The organism is Paenibacillus sp. FSL R5-192 (genome assembly GCF_000517845.1).
Lineage (GTDB): Bacteria > Bacillota > Bacilli > Paenibacillales > Paenibacillaceae > Paenibacillus > Paenibacillus amylolyticus.
On sequence record NZ_ASPR01000014.1, the window covers coordinates 1416512 to 1440793 of the forward strand.

At 44.0% G+C, this 24282-nt stretch carries 18 protein-coding genes; 10 read left to right on the forward strand and 8 right to left on the reverse strand.

Annotation, left to right across the window (positions count from 1 at the left end):
- Positions 1 to 127: 127 nt before the first annotated feature.
- Together C161_RS14585 and C161_RS14590 are read right to left on the reverse strand one after the other, a co-directional pair.
- Positions 128 to 1006: an SDR family oxidoreductase gene (locus C161_RS14585; RefSeq protein ID WP_036670874.1), complete on the reverse strand. Its 879-nt coding sequence runs from the start codon at positions 1004 to 1006 to the stop codon at positions 128 to 130.
- Between the two features lie 146 nt (positions 1007 to 1152).
- Complete coding sequence (locus C161_RS14590) at positions 1153 to 1470, reverse strand: winged helix-turn-helix transcriptional regulator (RefSeq protein WP_017688544.1); 318 nt, start codon at positions 1468 to 1470, stop codon at positions 1153 to 1155.
- Between the two features lie 365 nt (positions 1471 to 1835).
- Between C161_RS14590 and helD the strand changes: the two genes are divergently transcribed.
- Both helD and C161_RS14600 read left to right on the forward strand, forming a co-directional pair.
- The gene (gene helD, locus C161_RS14595; protein ID WP_036670875.1) at positions 1836 to 4250 is read left to right on the forward strand and encodes an RNA polymerase recycling motor HelD; all 2415 of its coding nucleotides are present in this window, start codon (positions 1836 to 1838) and stop codon (positions 4248 to 4250) included.
- A gap of 226 nt (positions 4251 to 4476) precedes the next feature.
- Positions 4477 to 5181 carry an SDR family oxidoreductase gene (locus tag C161_RS14600; RefSeq protein ID WP_036670878.1) on the forward strand — a complete coding sequence of 235 codons (705 nt, stop codon included), beginning with the start codon at positions 4477 to 4479 and terminating at the stop codon, positions 5179 to 5181.
- Between the two features lie 118 nt (positions 5182 to 5299).
- Here C161_RS14600 and C161_RS14605 read toward each other — a convergent pair whose 3' ends face one another.
- The 3 genes from C161_RS14605 to C161_RS14615 all read right to left on the reverse strand — a co-directional run bounded on the left by C161_RS14605 (position 5300) and on the right by C161_RS14615 (position 8386).
- Positions 5300 to 6130: a carbohydrate ABC transporter permease gene (locus C161_RS14605; RefSeq protein WP_017688542.1), complete on the reverse strand. Its 831-nt coding sequence runs from the start codon at positions 6128 to 6130 to the stop codon at positions 5300 to 5302.
- A gap of 1 nt (position 6131) precedes the next feature.
- Positions 6132 to 7004: a carbohydrate ABC transporter permease gene (locus tag C161_RS14610; protein ID WP_036670879.1), complete on the reverse strand. Its 873-nt coding sequence runs from the start codon at positions 7002 to 7004 to the stop codon at positions 6132 to 6134.
- Between the two features lie 68 nt (positions 7005 to 7072).
- Positions 7073 to 8386, reverse strand: coding sequence for an ABC transporter substrate-binding protein (locus tag C161_RS14615; RefSeq protein WP_036670881.1), 1314 nt, complete (start codon positions 8384 to 8386; stop codon positions 7073 to 7075).
- A 205-nt stretch (positions 8387 to 8591) separates the two neighbouring features.
- Between C161_RS14615 and C161_RS14620 the strand changes: the two genes are divergently transcribed.
- From C161_RS14620 to C161_RS14630, 3 genes are all read left to right on the forward strand, one after another.
- The gene (locus tag C161_RS14620) at positions 8592 to 10355 is read left to right on the forward strand and encodes a sensor histidine kinase (RefSeq protein WP_036670882.1); all 1764 of its coding nucleotides are present in this window, start codon (positions 8592 to 8594) and stop codon (positions 10353 to 10355) included.
- Positions 10356 to 10371: 16 nt separating this feature from the next.
- On the forward strand, positions 10372 to 11898 hold the full coding sequence (locus tag C161_RS14625) for a response regulator transcription factor (RefSeq protein ID WP_036670884.1): 1527 nt from the start codon (positions 10372 to 10374) through the stop codon (positions 11896 to 11898).
- A gap of 243 nt (positions 11899 to 12141) precedes the next feature.
- Positions 12142 to 14127, forward strand: a complete 1986-nt coding sequence (locus C161_RS14630) for a methyl-accepting chemotaxis protein (protein WP_051449731.1) — start codon at positions 12142 to 12144, stop codon at positions 14125 to 14127.
- A 104-nt stretch (positions 14128 to 14231) separates the two neighbouring features.
- On the opposite strand, the gene C161_RS14635 is transcribed toward C161_RS14630, so the two are convergent.
- Positions 14232 to 15104, reverse strand: a complete 873-nt coding sequence (locus tag C161_RS14635) for an AraC family transcriptional regulator (protein ID WP_036670888.1) — start codon at positions 15102 to 15104, stop codon at positions 14232 to 14234.
- Positions 15105 to 15349: 245 nt separating this feature from the next.
- Here C161_RS14635 and C161_RS14640 point away from each other — a divergent pair, with 245 nt between their 5' ends.
- Both C161_RS14640 and C161_RS14645 read left to right on the forward strand, forming a co-directional pair.
- On the forward strand, positions 15350 to 16549 hold the full coding sequence (locus C161_RS14640) for an MFS transporter (protein ID WP_036670889.1): 1200 nt from the start codon (positions 15350 to 15352) through the stop codon (positions 16547 to 16549).
- 216 nt (positions 16550 to 16765) lie between these two features.
- Complete coding sequence (locus C161_RS14645; protein ID WP_051449732.1) at positions 16766 to 17521, forward strand: gamma-glutamyl-gamma-aminobutyrate hydrolase family protein; 756 nt, start codon at positions 16766 to 16768, stop codon at positions 17519 to 17521.
- Between the two features lie 114 nt (positions 17522 to 17635).
- Here C161_RS14645 and C161_RS14650 read toward each other — a convergent pair whose 3' ends face one another.
- Both C161_RS14650 and C161_RS14655 read right to left on the reverse strand, forming a co-directional pair.
- The gene (locus tag C161_RS14650; RefSeq protein ID WP_036670890.1) at positions 17636 to 19960 is read right to left on the reverse strand and encodes an MMPL family transporter; all 2325 of its coding nucleotides are present in this window, start codon (positions 19958 to 19960) and stop codon (positions 17636 to 17638) included.
- 19 nt (positions 19961 to 19979) lie between these two features.
- Positions 19980 to 20627: a TetR/AcrR family transcriptional regulator gene (locus C161_RS14655; protein WP_036670891.1), complete on the reverse strand. Its 648-nt coding sequence runs from the start codon at positions 20625 to 20627 to the stop codon at positions 19980 to 19982.
- A 237-nt stretch (positions 20628 to 20864) separates the two neighbouring features.
- Here C161_RS14655 and C161_RS14660 point away from each other — a divergent pair, with 237 nt between their 5' ends.
- The 3 genes from C161_RS14660 (at position 20865) to C161_RS14670 (ending at position 23841) form a co-directional block, all read left to right on the forward strand.
- Entirely contained in the window at positions 20865 to 21758 is an 894-nt protein-coding gene (locus tag C161_RS14660) for a TetR/AcrR family transcriptional regulator (RefSeq protein WP_036670892.1), read from the forward strand.
- A 215-nt stretch (positions 21759 to 21973) separates the two neighbouring features.
- On the forward strand, positions 21974 to 23218 hold the full coding sequence (locus C161_RS14665) for a cytochrome P450 family protein (RefSeq protein ID WP_036670894.1): 1245 nt from the start codon (positions 21974 to 21976) through the stop codon (positions 23216 to 23218).
- A gap of 164 nt (positions 23219 to 23382) precedes the next feature.
- Positions 23383 to 23841 carry a nucleoside deaminase gene (locus C161_RS14670; RefSeq protein ID WP_036671094.1) on the forward strand — a complete coding sequence of 153 codons (459 nt, stop codon included), beginning with the start codon at positions 23383 to 23385 and terminating at the stop codon, positions 23839 to 23841.
- Positions 23842 to 24282: the final 441 nt, after the last annotated feature.

Genomic DNA, 24282 nt, shown 5'->3' on the forward strand with positions numbered 1-24282 from the left:
TCAAAGTTTTGCCTAATCCTATCAGAATCTCTGAATTTGAATCAGTTGAGCCCATTAAAGTTCTCATATAAAAAGAACAAACCACTCGTTTCTCCGTTGGAGATTCAAATGGCTTGTTCATAAAATATTATTTAATCATTGTTTGATGAATCCAATCGCTTATTTTGGTTAATTTAAGATTGGCTTTGATATTATCATCTAACTCTTCATACCGTGGAAGAAGATCTGTATGCCCATCAATCCATTGGTACAATCCTTTAAGACCTGCTGCTGTCTCACTTCCCAACAAAGGCTGAATCGCTGCTTCAAAATGATCAAAAGGTAGAGACATGAAGCTGATCTTTTCACCTAATACAGCACTGAATTGTTCCGCTAATTGTGTACCTGTCAGGGCTTCTAATCCGGGTGCTGGGATAATGCTTCCTGCCAATTCCGAATGAGTCAAGGCATAATAGTGGAATTGAGCTGCATCGTTTAAGCTAATCCAGGAGATCGGCTTGTCTGCTGGTACCGGGTAGGCCAAAACGCCATTGTTCACTATTCCGGGAATCAGGAAGTTTTCCAAGTATACAATGGGTTCCACAATGATATATGGAAGACCACTTTGCTGCAATTCGTGGATAACTTCACGTTTCAATTCAATTCCTTTGGAATGGGTGATAGGGTCAGGAACATAGGTACCTGTGTTAACTACAATCAATTTAACGTTTGCCTGTATAGCAGCATCAATTGCATTTTTGGTATATTGTCTGATCTTATCCGGATTGAACTCCACCGGCAGGTTCAGGAAGACTTTACTTACACCTTCATGCGCCGTATGGAGCTGTTCCACATCTGATAGATCCCCGATGAAAGCTTCAATGTTTTGTTCCTTCAGTGTGTTGGCTGTTGCCTCATTTCGAGTAATCGTGCGAACCTCACAACCGTGTTGAACGAGTAATTGAGCGACAGCGCCGCCTTGGGAGCCCGATGCCCCATATACTAAAAATCGATCATTCTGTGTCATAGTGGTCAATAACTTCCTTTCAATATGTGATTGGAATGAATGAGTTAACACTCAGCATTGACCTCAGCATAACGGATTTAGAATAGGAGCGTAAGTACGCACATTAATGATATAAAGTATCCCTTGGGATACTATGGGAAGGCGTTTTACATATGTTTCGATCCCCAATCACCTAACTGAAACAAGATCGAAGTCAGGCTTTGTCCTTTTTCTGTAAGGGAATATTCGACTTTAGGCGGAACTACAGGGTGGGTAACACGGTTTATCAAACCAGCTTCTTCAAGTTCTCGTAATTGCCTGGTTAATGTGCGATGCGTAATGGGGTCAAGCATTTTCTGTAATTCATTGAATCGAATTGTTGAATGGCGGATGAGACGATTTATAATTAATAACTTCCATTTCCCACCAATCATATTGACTGCAAACTCAACAGGACACCGGTCCTCCACAGGTTCTATATTCATGTTTATGTATCCCTCCCAAAAGCATCAACTCATGTTTCATGTTTCGTTCATTTTATCGAATTTATAAAGGGGTGTATAGCTTACAGCGCATTCAGGGTATGACCATGCCCAGGACACAAAAAAAGATGCCCCAGTGTAGCTCGAGGGACACCTTATATAATATAAATTATTGTTCAACTCAGACAGAACAAAAAAAGCATTGAACGTGAAAAAAAGCCATGATATAATCTATAGCGCACTTGACATTTATATTGAATGTAAAGGGTGAATCATTATTTCTCCTAATTTAATTTTACATCCGACATTCCGATTTGTCAATGCTCTTTTTTTGGTCCTAATAAATGGAAAAGGGAGTGGACTCATTCATGGATAAAAAAGTGGAATGGAAGTTGGAAGAGGAAAGACTAGTGCAGGTGAGGAACAAACTTCAGGCACGACTCGACGAGTTAGAACCGAAGGTTGCCGGACTGCATGAACAGGCTGCCGAAATTCGTAAACGGTTCTGGGAAGAAGTGACGATTAATACCGGTTCGTACACGGATTTTGAAGATGCATTCTATACCATTAATCAGCAGTCGAGAGTGTTGGCGGAGAGGGAGCGCGGGCACAAGCTGTTAACACAACAATGGAAAAATACAAAGAGACTGCTTCCAACGCCGTATTTTGGCCGTTTCGACTATAAGGAAAAAGGCATGACATTGACTGAACAGATCTACATCGGTGTATCATCCTTCATGGATGAAGATGGATTGAACTTTCTAATCTATGACTGGCGTACGCCAATTGCAAGTCTGTACTATGATCACTCTCCCGGGCCAGCAAGTTATGACACACCTTCAGGACGAATCGACGGAAAGATGGAGCTCAAGCGTCAATTCCAGATTCAACATGGGCAGCTTCATAGCATGTTTGATTCAACTGAGACGATTGGTGACGAACTGTTGCAGCAAGTGCTCGCCAGGGGAGCAGACTCACAAATGAAGAGTATTGTAGCAACTATCCAGAAGGAACAAAACGCCATCATCCGTGATGACCGAAGCCGAATGCTTATCGTTCAGGGGGCAGCTGGCAGTGGTAAGACGTCGGCTGCGTTACAGCGAGTCGCTTACTTACTATATAAACACCGCCAGACAGTTAAAGCAGATCAGATTGTACTTTTCTCGCCGAATCCGATGTTTACCAGTTATATCTCGACTGTGCTCCCGGAACTTGGGGAAGAGAATATGCAGCAGACGACTTTCCAGGAATATCTGAATTATTGGCTGGATTCCTCCATCCGACCAGAGGATGCCTTTGATCAGATTGAATATGTGCTGACAGCTCAGAATGATCCGGGATATGAAGCTCGTATGGAGGCGATCAAGTACAAAGCTTCCGAGACATTCCTGCAAGTGCTCCAAAACTACGGTAAGTGGTTAGGAAGAGAGGGGATGCGGTTTAACGGCATTCAATTTCGGGGACGTGAATTCATCAGTTCAGACCAAATCAAGACCCAATTTTACAGTTTGGATCAGAATCTTACCTTGTCCAACCGTATACTTCTTTTGCAGGAATGGCTGCTGAGAGAACTTGTTTCGCTGGAACGTCTGGAACGGGAAGCAGACTGGGTTCTGGAGGAGTTGAATTATCTGGACACGGATGAGTATGTGGAAGCTTTCCGCATGTTGCACAAAGAAAAGCCTGTGTTCGATGTAGCGGAAAAATACGCAGCACGAGATAACGGTAATGACAGCACAGTGCAAGATGAGGGTGCCTTTAACTTTGCAGTGCGAGAAGAGGAGCTGCTTCGTCAGAAACTGGTGAAAGACATGTTTAAACCGTTAAGAAAGAGTGTGCGGAAATTCCAGTTCGTGGATGTGAAAGGTATATACGAACAACTATTTGTAGATGAAGCCGCTTATCGGGAACAAACGAATGGGGCAATCCCCCCACAGCACTGGCCTGAGATCTGTAAACAGACCAAGACCATGATCCTTCAGAACAAGCTGTTCCATGAGGATGCTACTCCGTATTTATATGTAAAAGAGATGATCGAAGGCGTACGGACGAACACAGAGATTCGTTATGTCTTTGTCGATGAAGGCCAGGATTATTCGGCGTTTCAATACGAATATCTCAAGAAACTGTTTCCTCGTGCCCGCATGACGGTGCTGGGGGATTTCGGGCAAGCCATCTTTATGCAGGCTACGGATTTGGCAGCACCCAACTCGCCACTGGTTCACCTTTACGGAGCAGGCGAAACTACATTGATACGGCTCGTACGCAGTTATCGTTCAACCAAAGAGATTGTTGAATTCACGAGACAGATGTTACCAGGGGGAGAAGAGATTAGACCGTTTGAAAGGGGAGATCAGAAGCCTCTTTTAACAGGATTGAAGGACGAAAAACTGCGTGGTGCGCAGATTCTCGCAGACATCGCCGCGCTTAAGGCGGAGGGGTTTGATTCCATCGCTGTGATTACGAAAACCGCGGCTGAAAGCCGTGACGCCTATGAAAGGTTGCAAAGTCAAGGCGGCGAAGGGTTGCAGCTCATAACAAAGGACACACAGATTTTCGAAAAAGGAATCATGGTTATTCCTGTGTATCTCGCCAAAGGCGTTGAGTTCGATGCTGTCCTGGTCTATGATGCTTCACCCGTTGCTTACAGCCAGGAATATGATCGCAAGCTTCTGTATACGGCATGCACACGGGCCATGCACCGACTTCATCTATATACAGTGAGTGACTGGTCACCATTTGTGCAGGCGTTCCCTGCGAATCTGTATGACATAAGAACGTAATTCATAAGTAAAGTAAATCCATCTTAAATGAAGGACCACAGAAAGATGCTCGGAGCCTTATTTCAAAGGTTATCGGGCATCTTCTTTTATTAAAGACATGAATCATAAAAGTTATTCTTTACTGATCGTTCCCGATGTGATAGATTGTTATTAGAGATTATGAGAATGATCGTTCCCATAACAACTCGAAAATGAATACATTCTCAATGAGAGGGAGTAATAATAAATGAATATTTCCAAACAAGTTGCTATTGTAAGTGGGGCTAATCGAGGGTTGGGTAAGGAACTTGCTCTTGAACTGCTGGCGAGGGGAACCAAAGTGTATGCTGGCGCACGAAACCCTGAATCAATTGATCTGCCGGGGGCAATTCCACTGCAACTCGATATTACGGATTCACAATCTGTCATGGCTGCAGCTGAGGTAGCCAGTGATGTAACCCTTCTAATCAATAATGCTGGTTCCGCTACGGGTGCTTCTCTGCTCACGGGTGAGCTGAACGATATTCACTTGGAATTCAATACACATGTATTCGGTACGCTCTCAATGATTCGTGCGTTTGCACCGGTGATAGAGAAGAATGGGGGCGGTTCGATATTGAATATCCTGTCCGCTCTATCTTGGCTCAGCCTTGGTAACTCAGGTGCATATTCAGCTGCAAAATCCGCTCAGTGGGGAATTACGAATGCATTACGTCTGGAATTAGCCCCTAAGAACGTTAGTGTTGCCGGATTGCACGTAGCGTTCATGGATACGGATATGACGGCAGGTATCGACGCACCAAAAACGAGCCCAACGGATATTGCCAAAATTGCAATAGATTCCATCGAAGCGGATCTCTACGAGATTATTGCTGATGATACCAGTCGGAATGTACAACAGGGTCTTGCTGGTGGTGTGGCTGCCCTTTACCCGCAATTGTTTCAAAAATAAAGAGGCGTAGATACATTTTCTTGTTATAAATAAAACAACCCCCACCAGATATGGTGGGGGTTAAGTACGTCATGAATCCTCCAATTCCATTCCCTCAAGAACGGTGAGGATATAAGGTTTAACCTTTAACTGCACCGGCAGTAAGGCCACTGACAATATATTTTTGCCCAAATAGATACAGGATGAATACAGGCAGTGAAGTAAGCACGAGATTGGCGAAGATCAGGTTCCAGTCCCGGCTATATTTGCCGTAGAAATTGTAGATCGATAGTGGCATCGTCCATGTGGAACTGTCTGTCAGGAAGTACACGGGAATCGTGATGTCGTTCCATACGGACATGAACACCATGATCGCTACCGTTGCGTTAACGGGCAGGATGAGCGGTGTGACGATGCGGAAGAACACGCCGAACACACTTGCTCCTTCCAGAAATGCCACTTCGTCCAGCGCACGTGGAATTGTTTTGATGAATCCACTATACAAGAATACACTGAAGGCTGTATTTAACGCGGCGTAGATCAGGATGACACTTGTGATGCTGCCGTAGAACCCCAATCCCTGTACAACCCGTATGGTTGTAATAATCGACATTGGCGCAATCAGTCCCATGAAGAAATACATGTAGATCGTGCCGGATAATTTGGTTTCCCGACGTGCCAGAATGAATGCTGCTGCCGAAGAAGCAACGATATTAATGATGGAAGATACGCCAGTAATCAAAATGCTGTTGAAAAACGCTCGCGACAGACCGCCTTCCTGGAAGACACGAACATAGTTCGAGAACTGCCATGTTTCCGGAAAACTCAGGGAGAAGCTAAGCACTTCGGCGCTGGTTTTGAAAGAACCAAAGATCAGAATGACAAGCGGCAACAGAACGATAAGAGAGGCCAGAATCAGGAAACCTTCCACGATATAGTTGCGGATGGCGAGTTTGCGTGTATAGCCCATGTTATTCCGTAACCTCCTTACGCCGCATGAAGATCAATAGCGGTATAGCGATAATGGTAACGACCACGAACAGAAGGGTGTTGACCGCGGTACCAAGTCCCCAGTTGCCTTCGCCGAAAGATCGCAGAATGATCGTACCTACGACCTGGGAAGCGTTACCCGGGCCACCACCGGTCATGACATATACTTCGGAGAATACTTTGAGTCCACCGATCAATGTCAACATCAGGTTAATGTTAATCGCGGGCAGCAAGAGTGGTAGTGTGATTTTGAAAAAACTTCTCCACGAACTTGCGCCATCAATCTTGGCTGCTTCGTAATACTCTTGAGAAATGGACTGCAGACCCGCCAGATAGATGGCCATCTGGAACCCGGCGCTCTGCCAGATTGATACGATGGCAATCGTCCAGATTACAATCGAGGGGTTGGTTAGCCAAGCTTGGCTTAACGAATGTAATCCTACAGATTCCAACAAATTGTTGATTGTACCTTCGGTACGCAACATGGGAGTGAACAGAATGCTGATCACAAGGATGCTGAGAATGGAAGGGGAGTAGAAGATCGCGCGCAGCAGGTTCTTTGTTCTTAATCGCATGTTAAGTCCTACGGCCAGCAACAAACCGATGACATTTTTGCCAACAACGGTGACGATTGCAAATATCGCCGTGTTTTTCAGCGCCAGAATAAGCGTTTTGTCCGAGAAAATTTTCTGGAAATTATCCCATCCGATGAACTTCAGCTCCAGCCGATCCAGCCGCCAATCCGTGAATGAGTAATAGAAAGCGGCGAGAGCAGGCACAACGAAAAAGATGGAGTAGATAATCAGTGCGGGAAATATCATGTAATACGAATACAAATTTTTAGTCCTTTTCATGTCTCACACTCCGTTATAACCAGGCAGCATAACGGTCGATCCTGTTATGCTGCCTTATATTTCACTCTTTAGAAACCTTCTACGCCTTTATCCTGCATCAGCTGACTGAACTTCTCATCCCAGGATTTCAGTACTTCTTCCGGTGACAATCCACCTGCAAATTGATCCTGCAACAATCGGTACAGTTCGCTGCGATCAACCAGCATATAAGCATCCGTTGTCAGCACGGTTTTCTTCGGCGTAATATAGTTGTCTACAATATCCTGCTTGTAAGCTGGCAATTCCGGTGTTGTGACGTCACTGAAATTGGATACATATCCTTTGGAATCGACGATCTGTTGTGCGACATCCTTGGAAGCGATATAGTCCAGGAACTGTTTGGCTTCATCCAGATGTTTGGATTTCTTCGGAATGAACAGTTGTCCGCCCAGTGGACTTGCGCCCAGACTGGCATTATCCAACGATGGAATCGGGAATACGCCCAGTTCCATATTTGGATCTTGCTCGGCAACGCCTTCAATTAACCAATCGCCCATAAACATCATGGCAACTTCCTTGTTCAGGAATTTACCTACGGCCATGTCATAGCTGTCACTAAGCACATCCGTGTTGGTATACCCTTTGGTGTAAATCTCGTATTGTTGTTCCAGGAATGTTTTGAATTCCGGGATATCAGACCATTTTTTCTTATTACTGTTCAGCTCATCAAAAAAAGTCGGGTCATTTTTGGCTACAAAATCGGCAAATGCTGCAGCAGGCCAGATGTTGGCAGCCCAGGCATCTTTATAAGGCATGAATACAGGTGTAATGCCACTTGCTTTGATTTTTTCACAGATTGCCAGGAATTCTTCGTAGTTGGTTGGAATCGATAACCCGAGTTCTTCAAAGATTTGTTTGTTATAAACGACCCCTTGCATCCCCGTATCTTGGCTGACATGGAAGCTGTAGAGATGACCACCAGAAGAGAGGACGTCTTTGTTCACAATTCTGCTCGCCCAAGGCTCGTTATCCAGAATCTCGAAGTTACGTTCAAGGTTCAGGTCCGTGACTGCGCTCGCCAGATTGTACTGAATAATGTCAGGCGTTTCATCTACAGCCAGTTTGGTTTGCAGTACCGTTGTTGTTTGTTCCGCTGGAATCAGCTGCAAATTGACACGAATGTTCGTTTGTTTTTCGAATGCATCAAGAATGTCCTGCTGGATGAAAGCAGAGTCCTGAGAACTTTTAGAGATTGCCAGCTCCAAAGTGACTTTGCCACTCTTGCTGTCCCCGCCAGCAGCTGTGCCGGAATCCGTACCTCCTGATCCACAAGCCGTTAACGAGACCGATAATAAACTGGCCAGAATAATGGAAATCGCCTTTTTTCTTTTTAGTGTTTTCAATGCAAATCCCCCTCTAAAACGTTTAGTGAATCCGTTTACAAGTCCGATTATAGATTCTTTTCCCTCGCCGGTACATGTCTGTGCTTGAACGTTGATGTGTAAAATTCTGAACTTGAAATCGCTATCATTTCATGAAATACCGTGATAGAGTAGACATGAATGTAAGGGATTTCACATCATGTCAGAACAGGAGGGCACTCTAAGAATGGCAAAGCTCATACATAAAGCAACTCAATTCAGTTTGCAGACGAAGGTGTTTTTGACGTTTCTGGCTCTGCTTTTGTTCGTGCTGGGCTGTTTTATCGTGTATGTGAATGTGATCGTTGTTCGCCCGCTCAAACTGAAAACGGAGCAGGATACACTCGTGACCGCTACAAAGGTAAGAGAGCAAGTTGATCTCTACGTAGAACAACAGAACCAGATGTCGCAGCGAATATTATCCAGCAAAAATATATTTGCAGCCATGGACAAGAGCTCCTCGGCTCATAGTAATTATGAAAGGCTGAAGCAGATTCGAATCATCAAAGACATCATGTTTCAGGCCATCGGGCCGAGCATGAATATCAAGGACATGTCCATCTACGACAATCACGGGGTTCTCCTGACATCATATCTGGGTTCGGGCAATCCGCCCGCAATCCTGAACACCATGATGGAGAGTAGTCAGATCGGACGAGATTGGACGGAAAGTGGTTTTGTTCTGCTGCGTCAAGACGATACGATCTCCTTTGTGCGCACGATCAATGATCAGAACGGCAAGGTGTACGGTTATCTTAGCATCCAGATGGAACAGGCCTATATACAGAACTTAACGGAGGGCATTACCGCTGGCGATGTCTATATTCTGAATGAACAAGGAGAGCAGATGACGGGCTCGGAAGCGGGTGTGACATTTGCCAATTGGACAAAGCCTTCATCAGACGAGGGACTGGATGTGGACAAAGAAGACAATTATATCACGCATTCCACTTCACCCAGTACAGGTTGGATCACGTATATCATAACGCCCAAAAAATCTGTCCTGGGTTCGATCCATTCGGTTCAGACGATGTCCATTCTGCTGATTACAGCACTGATGCTGGTTTCGTTTGTGTATATCTTCCTATCGACACGTAACCTGCTGTTACCCATCCGCAAGCTGCGTGGTCAGATCTGGCGCATGAACTACAGCAATATGAATCTGAAAGTGGATGAAACGCCGAAGAATAATGATCTCTTATTGCTGAATGAAGCCTTTCAGGATCTGATGGAGAGGCTGCAGCAATCCATTGACCGGGAAAAATCGGCGCTTCATGAAGAAGTAAAGGCGCGTAATTCTGCGCTGCAAGCCCAGATTGCACCTCATTTTATTCATAATGTTCTATACCTGATCAGTATTGCTGCCCAAGAGGGGAAGACCAAAGTTGTATCGGATATGTGCAAACATCTTTCGGACAGTCTGCGTTATATTGTCTCTTCACCATACGCGCATGTGACTTTGGCTGAGGAGCTTCAACATACGAGACATTATCTGTCCCTTGTACAACAAAAGTACGAAGAGGATTTGGAGTGGGACATCCATGCAGACGGGCTGGCGAACGAAATCCGATTGCCGCGGTTGGTCATTCAGCCGTTTGTGGAAAACTGCATTGAACATGCCTTTGCCAACACCGCGCCGCCTTGGCGTATCCAGATTACCGTGAAGCAATATAACGGATTATGGGCTTTGGAGATCAAAGATAATGGAGAGGGCTTTCCACCGGATAAAATCCAGGAGATTTTAGCCAATATTCAGACATCGGGTTCTGGAATGAACCAGACTTCCGTTGGTGGAACAGCCCTTGGTAACATGGGGATTATCAATAGCGTCAATCGACTCAAACTAATGTATAACAACAGGCTCTTCATTAATATATTTAACAATCATGCGGAAGAGCAACATGGAGCAACAATTCAAATCATCGGCTCACTGACAAAGGATTTTTACTAACTAGGAGGCATAGGCGATGTATAACGTTATGATCGTTGAGGATAGCAAACCGATATTACGTAATATTAAAATGCTCTTGGAGACGTTGAGCTTCCCGATTCGTATAGCTGCAACGGCAACGAATGGAGAAGAAGCCTTGGCAGCGTTAAAGCAGGAACCGATTGACCTGCTGTTGACAGATATCCGAATGCCAAAAATGGATGGCCTGTCCCTGATTGAGCAAGCCAAGCTTGCCAACCAGGATCTAAAGGTCATTCTAATTAGTGGGTACAGCGATTTTGAATACACAAGAAAAGCATTGAACCTGCAAGTGTTTGACTATTTGTTAAAACCTGTCGAGCGAGAGGCGCTTGAAGAAGTCATGGGTCGGGTAATTGACCAACTTGATCAACAGATGTCCAAGGAACTGCTGGATTTGCAGGAAATCATACATCCTCAATGTGAGACTACGCCAAAAAAAGGTGAGGATTTTCCGCCCTTATTCAGCCAGATGATGATTATAATGAGCAAACAACCCTTCACCACAGGGTATGAACGTTGGATGCAGGTGGAGCTTGAGGTTATATTGCAGGATTTTTTTACATTCCATGCTTGTCGTGTGTACACCAGTCAAACCCCATATCAATTTGTTGTTTTTGTCAATAAGAGTGCACTTGAGTTGTACTCTTCCGTACATGAATGTCTTGAATCGTTGCGACGGCATTTGGTTGCGCATGACATCGATGCGATCATTGGAGGACAACTTCTATTCGCTGAGTCTGGTAATCTGCCGGAGCTCTATCACCGCATGTCGTCCATTTTGTCTGATCAGCAACGGTTGAAACAAGGATTAGCGCTGGATACCGGGAATCCGGTGTCGATGGCCAGATCTGAGACAGGCTGTCTGGATCCCGTGCAGGAATCTGCTTTTGTACAGATGATACAGGCTCGGCAGAAAGAACGGTTTGCTCTTAAGTTATCTGAATTGCTGAATCGATGGGCAGAGGAAAATGTACATATGACCGAGGTGGAGCGGTTTATCGGATTGATTGTAGACACGTTTGCTCATCTGTACGAGGAACAGGGCTCGGGCATGAGATTGGGTCTGGAGCTTCGGTCAAGACAATTCGCCCATGCACAGTCCTATGCCGATTTTTGCCGGGAAATGACGGAATGGACGGGACAGTGCTTCGATATGCTGCAATCCCACGTTCGAAAAAGCAAGGCGATCCTGTTCGAACAGATTGACGATTACGTAAAACTAAATAAATACTCTCCATTGTCTATCAACGACATTGCCATGAAGTTTCACGTTAGCCCGTCGTATGTCAGCAGAGTGATCAAAAATGCAACGCAAATTACGTTTGTTCAGTATTACACCCAGCTTCGCATTCAGGAAGCCTGCAGACTGATGGAAAGTCAACCGGACATGAAGTTTAAGGAAGTTTCCGATTTGCTGTCGTTTAGCGATCAGCACTATTTCTCGAAGGTGTTCAAAGAGTATACGGGGCTAAGTCCTACGGATTATAAACAACAGATGTCTGGTATAAAGACCCAATCATAGTTAACAAACCCTTTTTATTTATGTTATAATACTAAACAAATACGGCTTGTTACTGAATTCATTCAGGCAATACCTATGTATATTTACGCTCAAAGTCTCTTTGGGTGTGCATATATATGGGTTTTTTTGCGTTTACTTGCCGATTGATTCTACCAAAAATGGATAAAGAGAGGAAGATTCACTTTGGAAAAGAAAAAGAAAAAAAGGTCATTTTATAGGAAAGGAGGAGCCAGTTTACGATTAATGAGTACTAGACTCATTGCAGCTTTCCTTGCAGTGCTTATTATTCCCACTGCACTTATCGGTTATTTCTCGTATCATAGTGCCAAAGATCAGGTGCAACAAAAAATGACAGAGCCCATCAATACCATATTAACGATGGCAGGACAGCATATTAACAATCTGGTGGGGGAAAAAGCAGCATTATTGAGTTACATAGACAGTATGTATGGCACCACCCCCAGTCAGGCGAACAACGAAACAGTACAAGTAGGAATCGACCAATTAGCTGATACATATCCTGATCTTCTTGCCATCACTGTGGGCAGCGATCAAGGTGGTGTTATATCATCTCCAGCAATAGAAGATGTAACATATGATCCACGCAGCACAACATGGTACACCAATGGTATGAGTAACAATGGATCACTCTTTTTTTCGAGTATTATGACAGATCCGGTATCCGGGAAGATTTATGTAGAAATTTCAAAGGCTCTTTCAAATCAACAAGGTGTAGCAAGTATTAAACTTGATCTGGAGCGATTAGCAAAAGAAATATCTTATGTGGATGTCGGAGGTAATGGGAGCCTGATTGTGGTTGACTCCAATCGAACCATCGCAGCTTGGTCTGGTGCCATTGTAAAAGGTGGGGGAGGAGAACTCGGCGGGGCGCTCATCGAGGGAATTCCAGTTCATCCAAATACGGCTTCAAGTTCCGATGAGCCGATGGCATTTTCTCAATTTGTCAGAACGGATCTGGCGTATGATCTAGAGGTATATAACGGTGTTAATGCTTTGACGGGGTGGAATGTCATTGCTTTGATGGGCCATGAAGACTTTATCGCCGCAGCGAAACCCATCATGGTATCGAGTCTAACCGTCATTGCTGTATCTGTATTAATTGCTGGAGTTATTATTTTCTTCATTCTGAGATCTTTTATTGTACCTATGCAAAAACTGAGAAAGGCAACCCGCAGCGTAAGCGAAGGGAATCTGTCCGAACGTGTTAATCTTAAAACCGAGAACGAATTTGGTATATTGGCAAATGATTTTGATCAAATGACCAGTTCCCTTCAATCGGTGGTTGCTGAACTTCATCAGACGTCATCGTTGTTAAGCCACTCTTCCCAAATGATTCAGGAAAGTACAGAACAAACCACCCAATCGGTTCAACATGTGGCTGAAACCATGCAGCAGACTGCGGAATCAGCTATCGTTGGGGCGGAAAATTCGGAACAAACCGCAAATGCCGTAGAAGAGATGGCGAGAGGCATCAGTACAATTGCAGAATCTGCGAGTGCCATCGTTGATTCGGCTGAAGAGACGGAGCGCGCTGTTGCTAATGGTGGGAAAACCATAAACCAGGTTGGAGAACAAATGGAACATATTCTGGGAGCTGTTGAAGAAACCTCGGCATTGATTAATGAGCTGTCCAGTCTGTCTGCCGAAGCCAATCGTATGAATGAAGCGATTGCGGATATCTCTCGGCAAACCAACCTACTATCACTGAATGCCTCTATTGAAGCATCAAGAGCAGGAGAACACGGAAAAGGTTTTGCTGTCGTTGCTGGTGAGGTGCGCACGTTATCGATGCAATCCAAACAGAGTGCGGACGACATTGGCGCTACCATTGGCAAAATGCTCGACTTGATTGCCAAATCCACATCTCTTATGAATGATAAAGTTCGCAATCAAGTCGGTGAAGGAATGCGGATTAGCCAAGAAGCTTCTGCAACCATATCGAACATTGAACAATATACAACGCATATCGTGGATCAAATTCAGGATATTTCCGCTGTCTCCGAACAGTTGTCAGCCAGTACGGAAGAAGTTTCGGCTACAGTTGCCGCGATGAGTCATATCTCTAAAGTGTCGGCTGACAGTGCTCAGACAACTTCAGCAGCAGCCCAACAGCAAATGGCGGCAATGGAGGAGATATCTGCATCCTCTGCACAGCTATCCAAAACAGCTGAGAACATGCAAGAGTTGGTTCGCCGATTTAAGCTCTAAAGTAGAAGTAAGGAAAAGTGTAAAGAGATATGTAAGAGATATGCAAGGCCTAAGAGGCGCTCCCTAAATGGAGCGCCTTTCTGCGCTTAGAGAGATTAGTGAAATTAGTAAGAATGTGACACCTCATCCCCGAACATATCCTTTTGATTCTTTTTTCGGAAACTCCGTGGAGATTCACCAACCGATTTGGTAAATAGAATCGTAAAGTAATTGGGGTTATCGTAACCGACCAGTTTGGCAATTTCCCATACTTTTTTGTTAGTTGAAACTAATAATCGGGTGGATTCACCCATTCTTCGTTGAATGAGGTAATGATAGGGAGAAGTGCCATAGTGATTTTTGTACATATGAATTAAGTAATAAAAATCGATATGAAATTGATCTGCCAATTCTTTGAGTTTAATGTTTTGCCGATAGTGGGTATCCAAATAGTCTTTAATGCTCTCAGCAAGGTTATTACTCCCAATAGTCTCCCCACTAGGAAGCTGTTGACGGGACTGACGATCAATGATCAGAAGTATGGCTTTCAGGACATGCCCAGAGATAGATTCATAACCATGTTCCCGGATTGAAAATTCATTGAAGAGAGTCTGCATTAACGAATGGAGCTCATCGGAATAACGGTTTGCTCGAATGATCGGTTTGTTAGAGGGAGGGATGACCCAATCCTCAAGGGTGTGGGTGTCTTCTGTAAAACGAAAGCCGCAATAAAAGGTGGATAACGGGAATTCAGGATTGGACTTCTCCTCATGAAGAGTCCCCTTATTATAAATGAGCATGTCACCTTTTTGAGCCCAGTGTTTGGTACCGTCAATGGTGAACAATCCTTTGCCTTCAGTTACGTAGATAATCTCATGCAGATCGTCATGTTTATGCGTCGGAAAACTCCAATGGGGATTGTCGGCCAGTTTCCCTACATAAATAATGGTGCAATCTCGATTTGCATGCAGTTGGCCGGATTCGTGGTGTGTATTCATCTATGTCTTCCCTTCAGAATCTGTATTGAAAGTCTGTGTTGAAATGACAACATATATAATGTTTTGCAATAAAACCACAACAACCTTGATTGTCGCCATGGTATATCTGACAGTACAATTTCACTATCCAAAATGTACTATATATCGAAAGTGAAGGGATGGGAAAGCAGAAAATACATGAATTAATGATCGTAGACAGAATTGAAGCGCTTGCAACAATAGAAAGGATTAGTGAGTATTGATTTATGACTAGAAATAGAGAGAAGCTACTTATTTTAACGCTTACGCTCGTTAGTTTTGTACTGGGAACAACCGAGTATGTCATCGTGGGTGTGTTGAAGGAAATTGAAAGTTACATGAAAGTATCACTTGCTGCCGCGGGTATGCTTGTCTCCGGTTTTGCGATTGCATACGCAGTGGGTACACCATTTGCCGTGGCCTTCTTGGCCAAAATATCCAGAAGAAGTTCCATATTGATTGGATTTGCAATCGTGTTAGCATTAAATCTATTGACCGTGTTCTCAACAACGTTCTCTTCTCTGATGGCCATTCGCATCGTGTCGGCCGTTGCTTGTGGACTGACGATATCACTTTCGATCTCAATCGTAAGTGATGCAGTGAACCGGGAGCGAAGAGGGGAAGCTATCGCCTGGATTTTGGGCGGATTTTCAATCGCTAATGTGTTAGGTGTTCCGCTCGGTACATTTATCGGACAACATCTGAGCTGGTCCATGACGTTTGTTGTTACGGCGTGTATAGGTGTTGTACCGTTGATGTTCATGTTCCGTATTCTGCCACGCCAAACAACCACGATTGTCGGTTCGTTCAGAGATCAGATGTCTCTCTTTGTGAAGCCGCGCATATTGCTTGCCTGTCTGATCCCTGTACTGGGAAACAGTTGTATTTTCGTGATTTTTACATACATTACACCACTCCTAAGTGAGACAATGGGTGTGCCTGTTCAATGGATAAGTGCCATACTTCTGATCTATGGTGCCTGCAGCATCCTGAGTAACTGGATTGGTGCCAAAATAGCGAAGGGTGACTTCCTGCCCAAGCTCAAGCGGCTTTTTGTAATTCAAGCCATCCTCTTCCTAGGCATGAGTTTTACCGTTTCTAATGTGTGGATGGGCTTGGCATTCCTGTTCCTGATTGGATGTCTGTCATCCTCCATGAGCGCGGCATCCCAGCTATATTTGTTTGATGTGTCAGGATCGATCGCGCCGGGGTCCAAAGCATTTGCATCTACACTCCTGCCTGTGGCAGCGAACGTGGGTATAGCGTTAGGCTCCGGCGTTGGGGGAATCGCCGTTAATATGGGTGGTGTCCAGTGGGTGCCGCCAGTTGCTGTGATGCTTGCCTTGCTGGCTTTTGTCGTTACCCTGATATGCCAGCGTTCCATCCAAGTGAATTCAGACGAAGCAACCACAGTAAAAGCCGCCTAGATGAGATGAGGTTTAAACTAATCAGATGAATCCATATCCATGGGATTTGTAAGTACAAACAGAGTCGCTGTTATAGCGGCTTTGTTTGTTTTTTAGTTTTCCAGCATTCCGGATGAAACGGGTTCGTAGATGATAGAGGTAGGATAATGCAATAATTCAGTGAATTTGTATAGGAAGAGATCTGATAAAATGAATGAAAAGATAGGAGGGGAACCCATGAAAAAGCCGATGATCGGTGTACTGCCTTTATATGATACAGACAAAAAAAGTTACTGGATGCTTCCAGAATATATGAACGCGATAGAAGGAGCAGGTGGGATTCCAATTATGCTGCCTTTGACAACGGATACCGAGATCATAGCAACGCTGGCTGATGAGTTCGATGGGTTCCTGTTCACCGGGGGACATGATCTCAATCCTGAGCTGTATCATGAGCATGCAGAGGTTGCCTGTGGAGAGTTGTGTATTGAACGCGATATGATGGAGTCAATATTATTACAAAAGGTAATTGAGCTTGATAAACCTGCCTTTGGCATATGCCGTGGACTGCAGCTATTTAACGTTATGTTGGGTGGAACTTTATATCAAGATATTCCCACTAGCCTTCAACTTCATGGGAACAAGATCGTTAATCATAAGCAAAGCCCGCCGTATACGAAACTAGTACATGATGTACATATAGAGCAAAATAATTTGCTTCATGATATCTTGCAAACAGATACGATAAAAGTGAACAGCTATCACCATCAGGGAATCAAGGTGTTGTCGGATAAGTTAACTGCCGTGGCTGTCGCTGAAGATGGACTCATCGAATCCGTGGTCATGCCGAACCGTTCATTTGTTTTGGCTGTGCAATGGCATCCAGAGTACAGCTATAAAGTAGATGACTATAGTCAAAAGTTATTTGCAGCGTTTGTTAATGCTTCTCAATCCGCACGATATAATATCCATATTGAAGACATCACCGCATAAATTTGGAGTAGAAAAAAAGACCTCCTGTTTATAAAAACAGAGGAGGTCTTTGTATTGGTGAATGTAGTCGTGATGAGTAAACGTGGTATTACCATTACGATTGTAGTGGAATGATTATTTTAATCCAGACTTCGTGTTGGTATGCTCTTCAGCATTCAGGGAAGCAATCAGCTTCTCGCCTTCAACATCCAAGTTTGGCAGAATGCGATCCAGCCATTTTGGAAGTGCCCAAGCCTTGTCTCCAAAAATAGCCATGATGGCTGGGACCAAGCCCATTCGGATAATGAAAGCATCAATCAGAATGCCTACCGCCAAAGTGAAACCAATCTGTTTGATCATAACATCATCAGTGAATATAAATCCTGCAAATACAGAGACCATAATTACTGCTGCGGCAACAACTACGCGACTTACCTGATTGTACCCATGCACGACGGATTCAGTTCCGCGATGACCATGCACATAGGATTCCCGCATGGAACTAACCAGGAAGACTTGATAGTCCATCGCCAGGCCATACAGGATACCTGTCACGATGATCGGCATAAAGCTCAGCAGCGGGCCGCCTGTATCGAAACCAAAGAGCGAATGCAGCCAGCCCCATTGGAATACAGCAGTTGTGATCCCGAATGTAGCCAGGATACTAAGCAGGAAGCCAATTGTTGCTTTGATGGGAACGATGATCGAACGGAATACGAGTAACAGGATGATCAGCGACAGCAGGATTATGATGCCTACATAAATAGGGAATACCTGCGCCAGTTTGGCTGACATATCGATGTTAACAGCTGTGAGTCCAGTAACTCCAAGTTTCACATCATAGGTATGTGCGATGCTGGAATTAGCCGCGCGTAGATCAGTGACCAGTGTTTTGGTGAGATTATCGTTAGGACCCGTTTTTGGAATGAGACTGAAAATAGCTAAATCTTCTGTCATACCAAGCGGTGTGACTTGTGCAACGTTATTCTGACCTTGAAGTTCCATCACCAGACCACCCAAGAGTTCCGGTGTAACTTTTACGGAAGACTGATTAGGCTCTGCAACCAGAATAAGTGGTCCGTTAAATCCTTCCCCGAAGCCTTCGGAGATGGCATCATAACTTTGTCTTGCAGTTGTATCCAGATTCGCTGAGGAAGCGCCAGGAATACCCATTTCCATTTTGGTAATCGGCGTCGCGGCAAAACCAAGAATGACGATGATGGCGATAATGGTAGCCCAACGATTTTTGATAACGAATTTCACCCATCTGTCCGCGACTCCGCGGCTAGTGGCTTTAGGATGTTTCGCGCTTTTCTCACGAGCTTTGGCGGAACAGATGCGTTCTCCTACCAATCCGAGTAAAGCAGGCAACAGGGTTAAAGCAACAAATACGTTGATGAGTACGGTGGCTGCTGCGACCAAAGCCATCGTAGACAAGAATGTGAGACCGATGACAAGCATACCGCACAGTGCAATAATGACGGTTAATCCGGCAAAAAATACCGCGCTGCCCGATGTACCAATAGCTCTGGCAGTGGCTTCTTTTGCGCTCAAGCCTTGATCAATGATCATTCGACGCTGGCGATTAACAATGAAGAGAGCATAATCGATTCCAACAGCCAATCCAACCATGAGAGCCAGGACGGAAGTAACACTAGGCATTTCGATGAATTTGGAGATGGAGAACGCACCACCAACTCCAATGGCAACTCCGAGGAGTGCAGTGATCAGAGGCAGACCTGCTGCAACAACGGAGCCAAGGGTGATCAGCAATACAATGACAGCAATCACCAATCCGACAATCTCAGCCGAGCCAACCCCAATCGATACCGTTTTGAGCGTTTCGCCCGGCAAGACCGTAATGTTGGTTCCTTGCTCTACTGTCATAACAGATTGAATAACGGAATCAAATACATCCTGTGTTATGGCAGACTGCTCGATTGTAAATTGGAACTGGAACAGTGCAATACTACCGTCCGAAGAGATCAGCATACCAGGTACAGGAACACCATCGACCATCAAAGGTCCATAGGGAGGAGGCGTGGTTGTTCCGGATTGTGCCGTATCGGTAGCCTGAGCGTTCTGAGCCATTTCCGCCGAAGCACCCGAATTACCCGCTTCAGCTGCATAGTCCGCAGGATTAATGACTTTGTCTAATCCGTAAACTTCATTAACACCTTTCATCATGGCAGCCAAACGTTCAGGCGTATCCAAACGCTCGTTGTCGGGTGCCTTGAAGACAACACTTCCTTGACCGCCGGAGGCGGCTGGCAGTTCTTTTGCCAATTGATCCAGTACCTTCTGTGACTCTGTGCCTTCAATCTTCATTTCAGAACTGATGTGAATACCATTGATGCTGATCATGGAGATGACAATTCCCAGAATTAAAACCCAGCCAATGATGAAGGTTGCAGGTTTGCTAAAAGCGGTTTTCCCCACTCTGTATAATAATGTAGACATTTCTCTAATTTACACTCCTCTATGATGAATGTGGATGGTTGGCATGTTCGAATCCTGCCCGCAAATGATTAAATGTGGTTTCCAAAAATTGATCAAAGGTGATAGCACCGGGCTTGGTATCTTCAGTCATGATTTGTCCGGGCAGCAACACATTGAGTCTTCCATCAATTAATGGCAGTATCGTTCCATATAGTGCGTTGATCAGAAGATAAGTATAGATCTCGTCATACTTCCCGTTGGATAAGTCTAATAAGGTATCTTGTGCCTGTGTCTGCATCCGGTGCATGGCTCCAAGATAATGCGGTTCTAACACGGGATAAGTCTGGGATAGTGAGAGCAGCTGATGAAGTCTTCCAATTAGTTCTGTTGTAAGTTGCATCTTGATCAGGTTATACAGTACGTCAAGCAAGGAGACGTTGTCGGGCATTTCGGTAAGTAACTCTTCGAGTTCCGTTGTATTCTGAACGGATATCGCACCTCTTGCTACGGCTTCCTCTTTACATGTGAAGTAGTTTGCAAATGTTCTACGTGAACAACCCACCTGATGCACGATATCTTCGACCGTAAAGCCATCAAGCCCATGTTCAAGGGTAAGTTCAAATGCAGCACCAGCAAGTGCTTTTTCAGTGGCTTCTTTCTTCAAATGTCGCAAGTTTCTTTTAATCATTATTCTCCGCTTATGCGTTCACCTCCAACACCAATGACTATGGTTTAATTCTTTTTAAGAAGAGCACACTTACTGAACATGCACTTTGTGAGGTTTATCATAACAAACAAGTTGCTCATTGTGCAAATTTACTCATTGTGCAATTATTTTATATGATATCTATACTGCGAATCAATGCTTCAACTCCTGAGGAATGAATGTTAAAATCAATAGAAAAACTTGGGGCGATAACGAGACATGAGTAGTCGTAAACAAAGTTTATTGGAAACAGCACTTGCGCTATTTTTAGAGCATAGCTATGCAAATACAACAATCCAGATGATCCTGGATCAATCAGGTGTATCCAAAGGCACATTCTACAAATTCTTCAGTTCCAAAGAAGACTGTTTATATTCGATTATTGATCAGCGTATGCAAGAGGATGTTTTCATTCGTAAAGAGCTTGAACAAAATCACTATACATCGGATTATGACCTGCTCGTAGATCAGATTGCGATTCCTATGTCTGTACCTAATAAAGAGCGAGTATGGGAATTATATTGGACGGGTTTTTATTCCGGGGAGATCAACTCAGCCAAACTGGCTACAGTTCACCTGAAATGGCTGTCCACACGCTTGATTCAGGTGTACGGGAACGACATTAGCTTATATGCCAACGAAGGGGCAATATTGTGTTACGGCATATTACATCAGATTGCCAACACATCAAGAAGTCTAAATACGCAAAAACCGGTATGGAGCGAAGTAGTTCCAAAAGTACTAACGTACATTGAAGTGATCCTAAGAACCATGCACCAGAGAAATGAACATATTTTCGACTTTCAGTCTCTATATTTCCTGAATGCGGATGAGCGTAACGATGATATAGGTCTGGACATCGATAATGTATTGATCGAATTTGATGAGTTCAACAACCGTGTTCAAAAATCCAAGGAATCTTCATCATTAAAGCAACTTTCGAAGGGGCTTTTAGCGCTATTACAGGATCAAGAGGATTTAAATATTCCTGTAATCGAAGTGGTGCTTCAGGCGTTTCACAAAGAGTACAAATCCAGTGCGTTCCAATCTGAAGCCAATAGAATGACCGAAGCCTGTTGGTGGTACTTGGAACTGGTGAAGCAACGGAATTAATATGGGGGTTGGCTCAAAGCCAACCTCTTTTTTGCTTTTTTATGCCCCTAGTTTTTATTAATATACTATTAGTATATTAATAAAATGTTGTTATAACAGTTGTTTTATGTTGTTTAAACTATGATATTTGAAATTAAATATACGAGTAGTATATAATCGGAATGAACATATATTTCCATAGATTCGAATAACTTCACTTCGAAAGGAAGATTTATATGAATAACTCGAATAACCAGACATCAGAAAAAGTAGAATTTAATTTGTTTAGCGAAGAAAATAGTAAAGATCCATTTGCCATGTTTGCACAGATGCGTGCCAAAGGTTCCGTTGTCCCTATTCCTAATCCAATGGGTGGAGCAGGGCAAACCTGGATTGTAACTCGGATGGACGTCGCCATGGAAGTGCTGAAAGATCACTCTCGATTTACGGTAGATAGTGGCAATGATATTCGAAAGAATCTCTCAGGTGAGCTTGGTTCATCGGAACCCCAGACTTTTTTTACCGGAAAGTCGATGCTCTTTGTTGATGAACCGGATCACCGAAGACTGCGTAGCCTGGTTTCCAAAGCGTTCACGCCAAGATATATGGAAAGCCTGCGTCCACGCGTCCAGGAAATTGCCGATGAGTTGATTGACCAATTCGAAGGAAAAGGAGAGATGGATCTTGTAAAAGACTATGCCTATCCTTTCCCAATCAACGTTATTTCCGAGATGTTGGGTATACCTCAGGAAGACCGACCTCAGATCCATGTATGGTCTGAAGCCATTGCAAAAGGTCTTGGTTTTGGTAAACAGGACCCTGCAGTAGCGCAGCACTTGCGATCATTCGCAGAGTACACCTCACAGCTTGTGGCGAATAAACGAGTAGAACCTTCATATGACCTCATCAGTCAATTAATTGCGATTGAGGAGGAGGGGGATCGATTGAATGAAGATGAATTAATATCCATGATCACGTTATTAATATTTGCTGGACATGAGACAACTTCCAATCTGATTGCAACTGGTTCTTATCTTCTTCTGACCCATCCCGAACAACTGGAACAACTGAAACAAGATCTGAATCTGGTTCCTTCTGCGGTGGAGGAGTTGCTACGATATAACGGACCTGCCACTTCCTCAGGTCCTCGTTATGCAACGCAGGACACGGAGCTGGATGGACAATTGATTCAAAAGGGAGATGTTGTGATTCCCCTTCTGAAATCAGCGAATCGGGACGAGCAGCAGTTCACTGACCCCGAAGAGTTGGATATCGAACGCAAAATAAAACGGCATTTGGCCTTTGGACACGGCATCCATATGTGTCTTGGCGCTCCACTTGCTCGTGTAGAAGGGGACGTGGCGTTTACTACGCTTCTACGTCGGCTACCGGATATTGAGCTCAGTATTCCTCAGGAAGAGATTCATTGGCACTCTGCTTTGTCATCACAGGGATTGGCAGCATTGCCTGTGAAATTTTAATAGATAAACTTAGTACGACCCATTGGAGTATGACGAATTTTCGTCATACTCTTTATTTGTAATGATGATAGAATGGGATGAACAAGAAACATGTTACTGGATTGAACATGCTTAATGCAAAAGATAAAGTGGAGTACATAATTTTTGTTGTGGAGGTAAACCTTATGAATAAAGATGAACAATTCATGCATAAAGCCATTGAAATTGCTCTGCAAGCTCGCAAAGAAGGAAACGAACCATTCGGAGCCATTCTGGTGAAAAACGGAGAGGTCGTCATGATTGGGGAAAATAAAATCAACACTTTTTGTGACCCTACGCATCATGCAGAAATTGGGCTTATCCGAAAATATTGTTCCGAACATCATGTGTTTGACCTGAGCGAGTACACTCTGTATACAAGTTGCGAACCGTGTGTAATGTGTTCCGGTGCTATGGTTTGGTCGAATCTGGGAAGGCTGGTGTATAGCGTATCCCATGATCAATTAGCGGAAATTGCTGGTGGCAACATCATGATCGCGTGTGAAGAAGTATTTGACAAAAGTCCTCAAAAGCCTGAAGTAACAAGGGAATTACTTAACACAGAAGGGTTAAAAGTATTCGAAGGATATCAATTTCAATCCTAGTCGTTATCCGGACAAAAAATTATTTTTTGATAATTGCTTGATTTTTTTTTCAACGTCTGATAGTGTAAGACCTGTGATTTTGGGAAGTTAATTTATCAATATGAATTAGAGCTTTCCAGCAGATAATTTTGACCACTTCACCAGGAAGTTAAGGCCATACGGACAGCCGGGTCAAACGCCGATTGGCAACTTACGTTGCTTTATTGATTGAGTTCAAAGCTCAAATTTTATAAGTTGGTTACTTTACAACCAGTGCAATTGCACATCAACTTGTGAAACGGTCAATAAGAGTGGTAAAGGCGAATTATTTGCTATATAGACTCTGATCCAATATTGATATACATGAAGGAGCTTTCCGCCAAAGGAGTTCTTGTGAACTTTTTTGGTCATGGAGACTTCACGTCTTTTTTATGATGTATATCGATAAGCAAGTGTGATGAT

Excerpts from the sequence above, each read along its gene's own strand:
- C161_RS14585 (WP_036670874.1), bottom strand. The coding sequence starts at position 1,006 with ATGACACAGAATGATCGATTTTTAGTATATGGGGCATCGGGCTCCCAA.
- C161_RS14590 (WP_017688544.1), bottom strand. The coding sequence starts at position 1,470 with ATGAATATAGAACCTGTGGAGGACCGGTGTCCTGTTGAGTTTGCAGTC.
- helD (WP_036670875.1), top strand. The coding sequence starts at position 1,836 with ATGGATAAAAAAGTGGAATGGAAGTTGGAAGAGGAAAGACTAGTGCAG.
- C161_RS14600 (WP_036670878.1), top strand. The coding sequence starts at position 4,477 with ATGAATATTTCCAAACAAGTTGCTATTGTAAGTGGGGCTAATCGAGGG.
- C161_RS14605 (WP_017688542.1), bottom strand. The coding sequence starts at position 6,130 with ATGGGCTATACACGCAAACTCGCCATCCGCAACTATATCGTGGAAGGT.
- C161_RS14610 (WP_036670879.1), bottom strand. The coding sequence starts at position 7,004 with ATGAAAAGGACTAAAAATTTGTATTCGTATTACATGATATTTCCCGCA.
- C161_RS14620 (WP_036670882.1), top strand. The coding sequence starts at position 8,592 with ATGGCAAAGCTCATACATAAAGCAACTCAATTCAGTTTGCAGACGAAG.
- C161_RS14625 (WP_036670884.1), top strand. The coding sequence starts at position 10,372 with ATGTATAACGTTATGATCGTTGAGGATAGCAAACCGATATTACGTAAT.
- C161_RS14630 (WP_051449731.1), top strand. The coding sequence starts at position 12,142 with ATGAGTACTAGACTCATTGCAGCTTTCCTTGCAGTGCTTATTATTCCC.
- C161_RS14635 (WP_036670888.1), bottom strand. The coding sequence starts at position 15,104 with ATGAATACACACCACGAATCCGGCCAACTGCATGCAAATCGAGATTGC.
- C161_RS14640 (WP_036670889.1), top strand. The coding sequence starts at position 15,350 with ATGACTAGAAATAGAGAGAAGCTACTTATTTTAACGCTTACGCTCGTT.
- C161_RS14645 (WP_051449732.1), top strand. The coding sequence starts at position 16,766 with ATGAAAAAGCCGATGATCGGTGTACTGCCTTTATATGATACAGACAAA.
- C161_RS14650 (WP_036670890.1), bottom strand. The coding sequence starts at position 19,960 with ATGTCTACATTATTATACAGAGTGGGGAAAACCGCTTTTAGCAAACCT.
- C161_RS14655 (WP_036670891.1), bottom strand. The coding sequence starts at position 20,627 with ATGATTAAAAGAAACTTGCGACATTTGAAGAAAGAAGCCACTGAAAAA.
- C161_RS14660 (WP_036670892.1), top strand. The coding sequence starts at position 20,865 with ATGAGTAGTCGTAAACAAAGTTTATTGGAAACAGCACTTGCGCTATTT.
- C161_RS14665 (WP_036670894.1), top strand. The coding sequence starts at position 21,974 with ATGAATAACTCGAATAACCAGACATCAGAAAAAGTAGAATTTAATTTG.
- C161_RS14670 (WP_036671094.1), top strand. The coding sequence starts at position 23,383 with ATGAATAAAGATGAACAATTCATGCATAAAGCCATTGAAATTGCTCTG.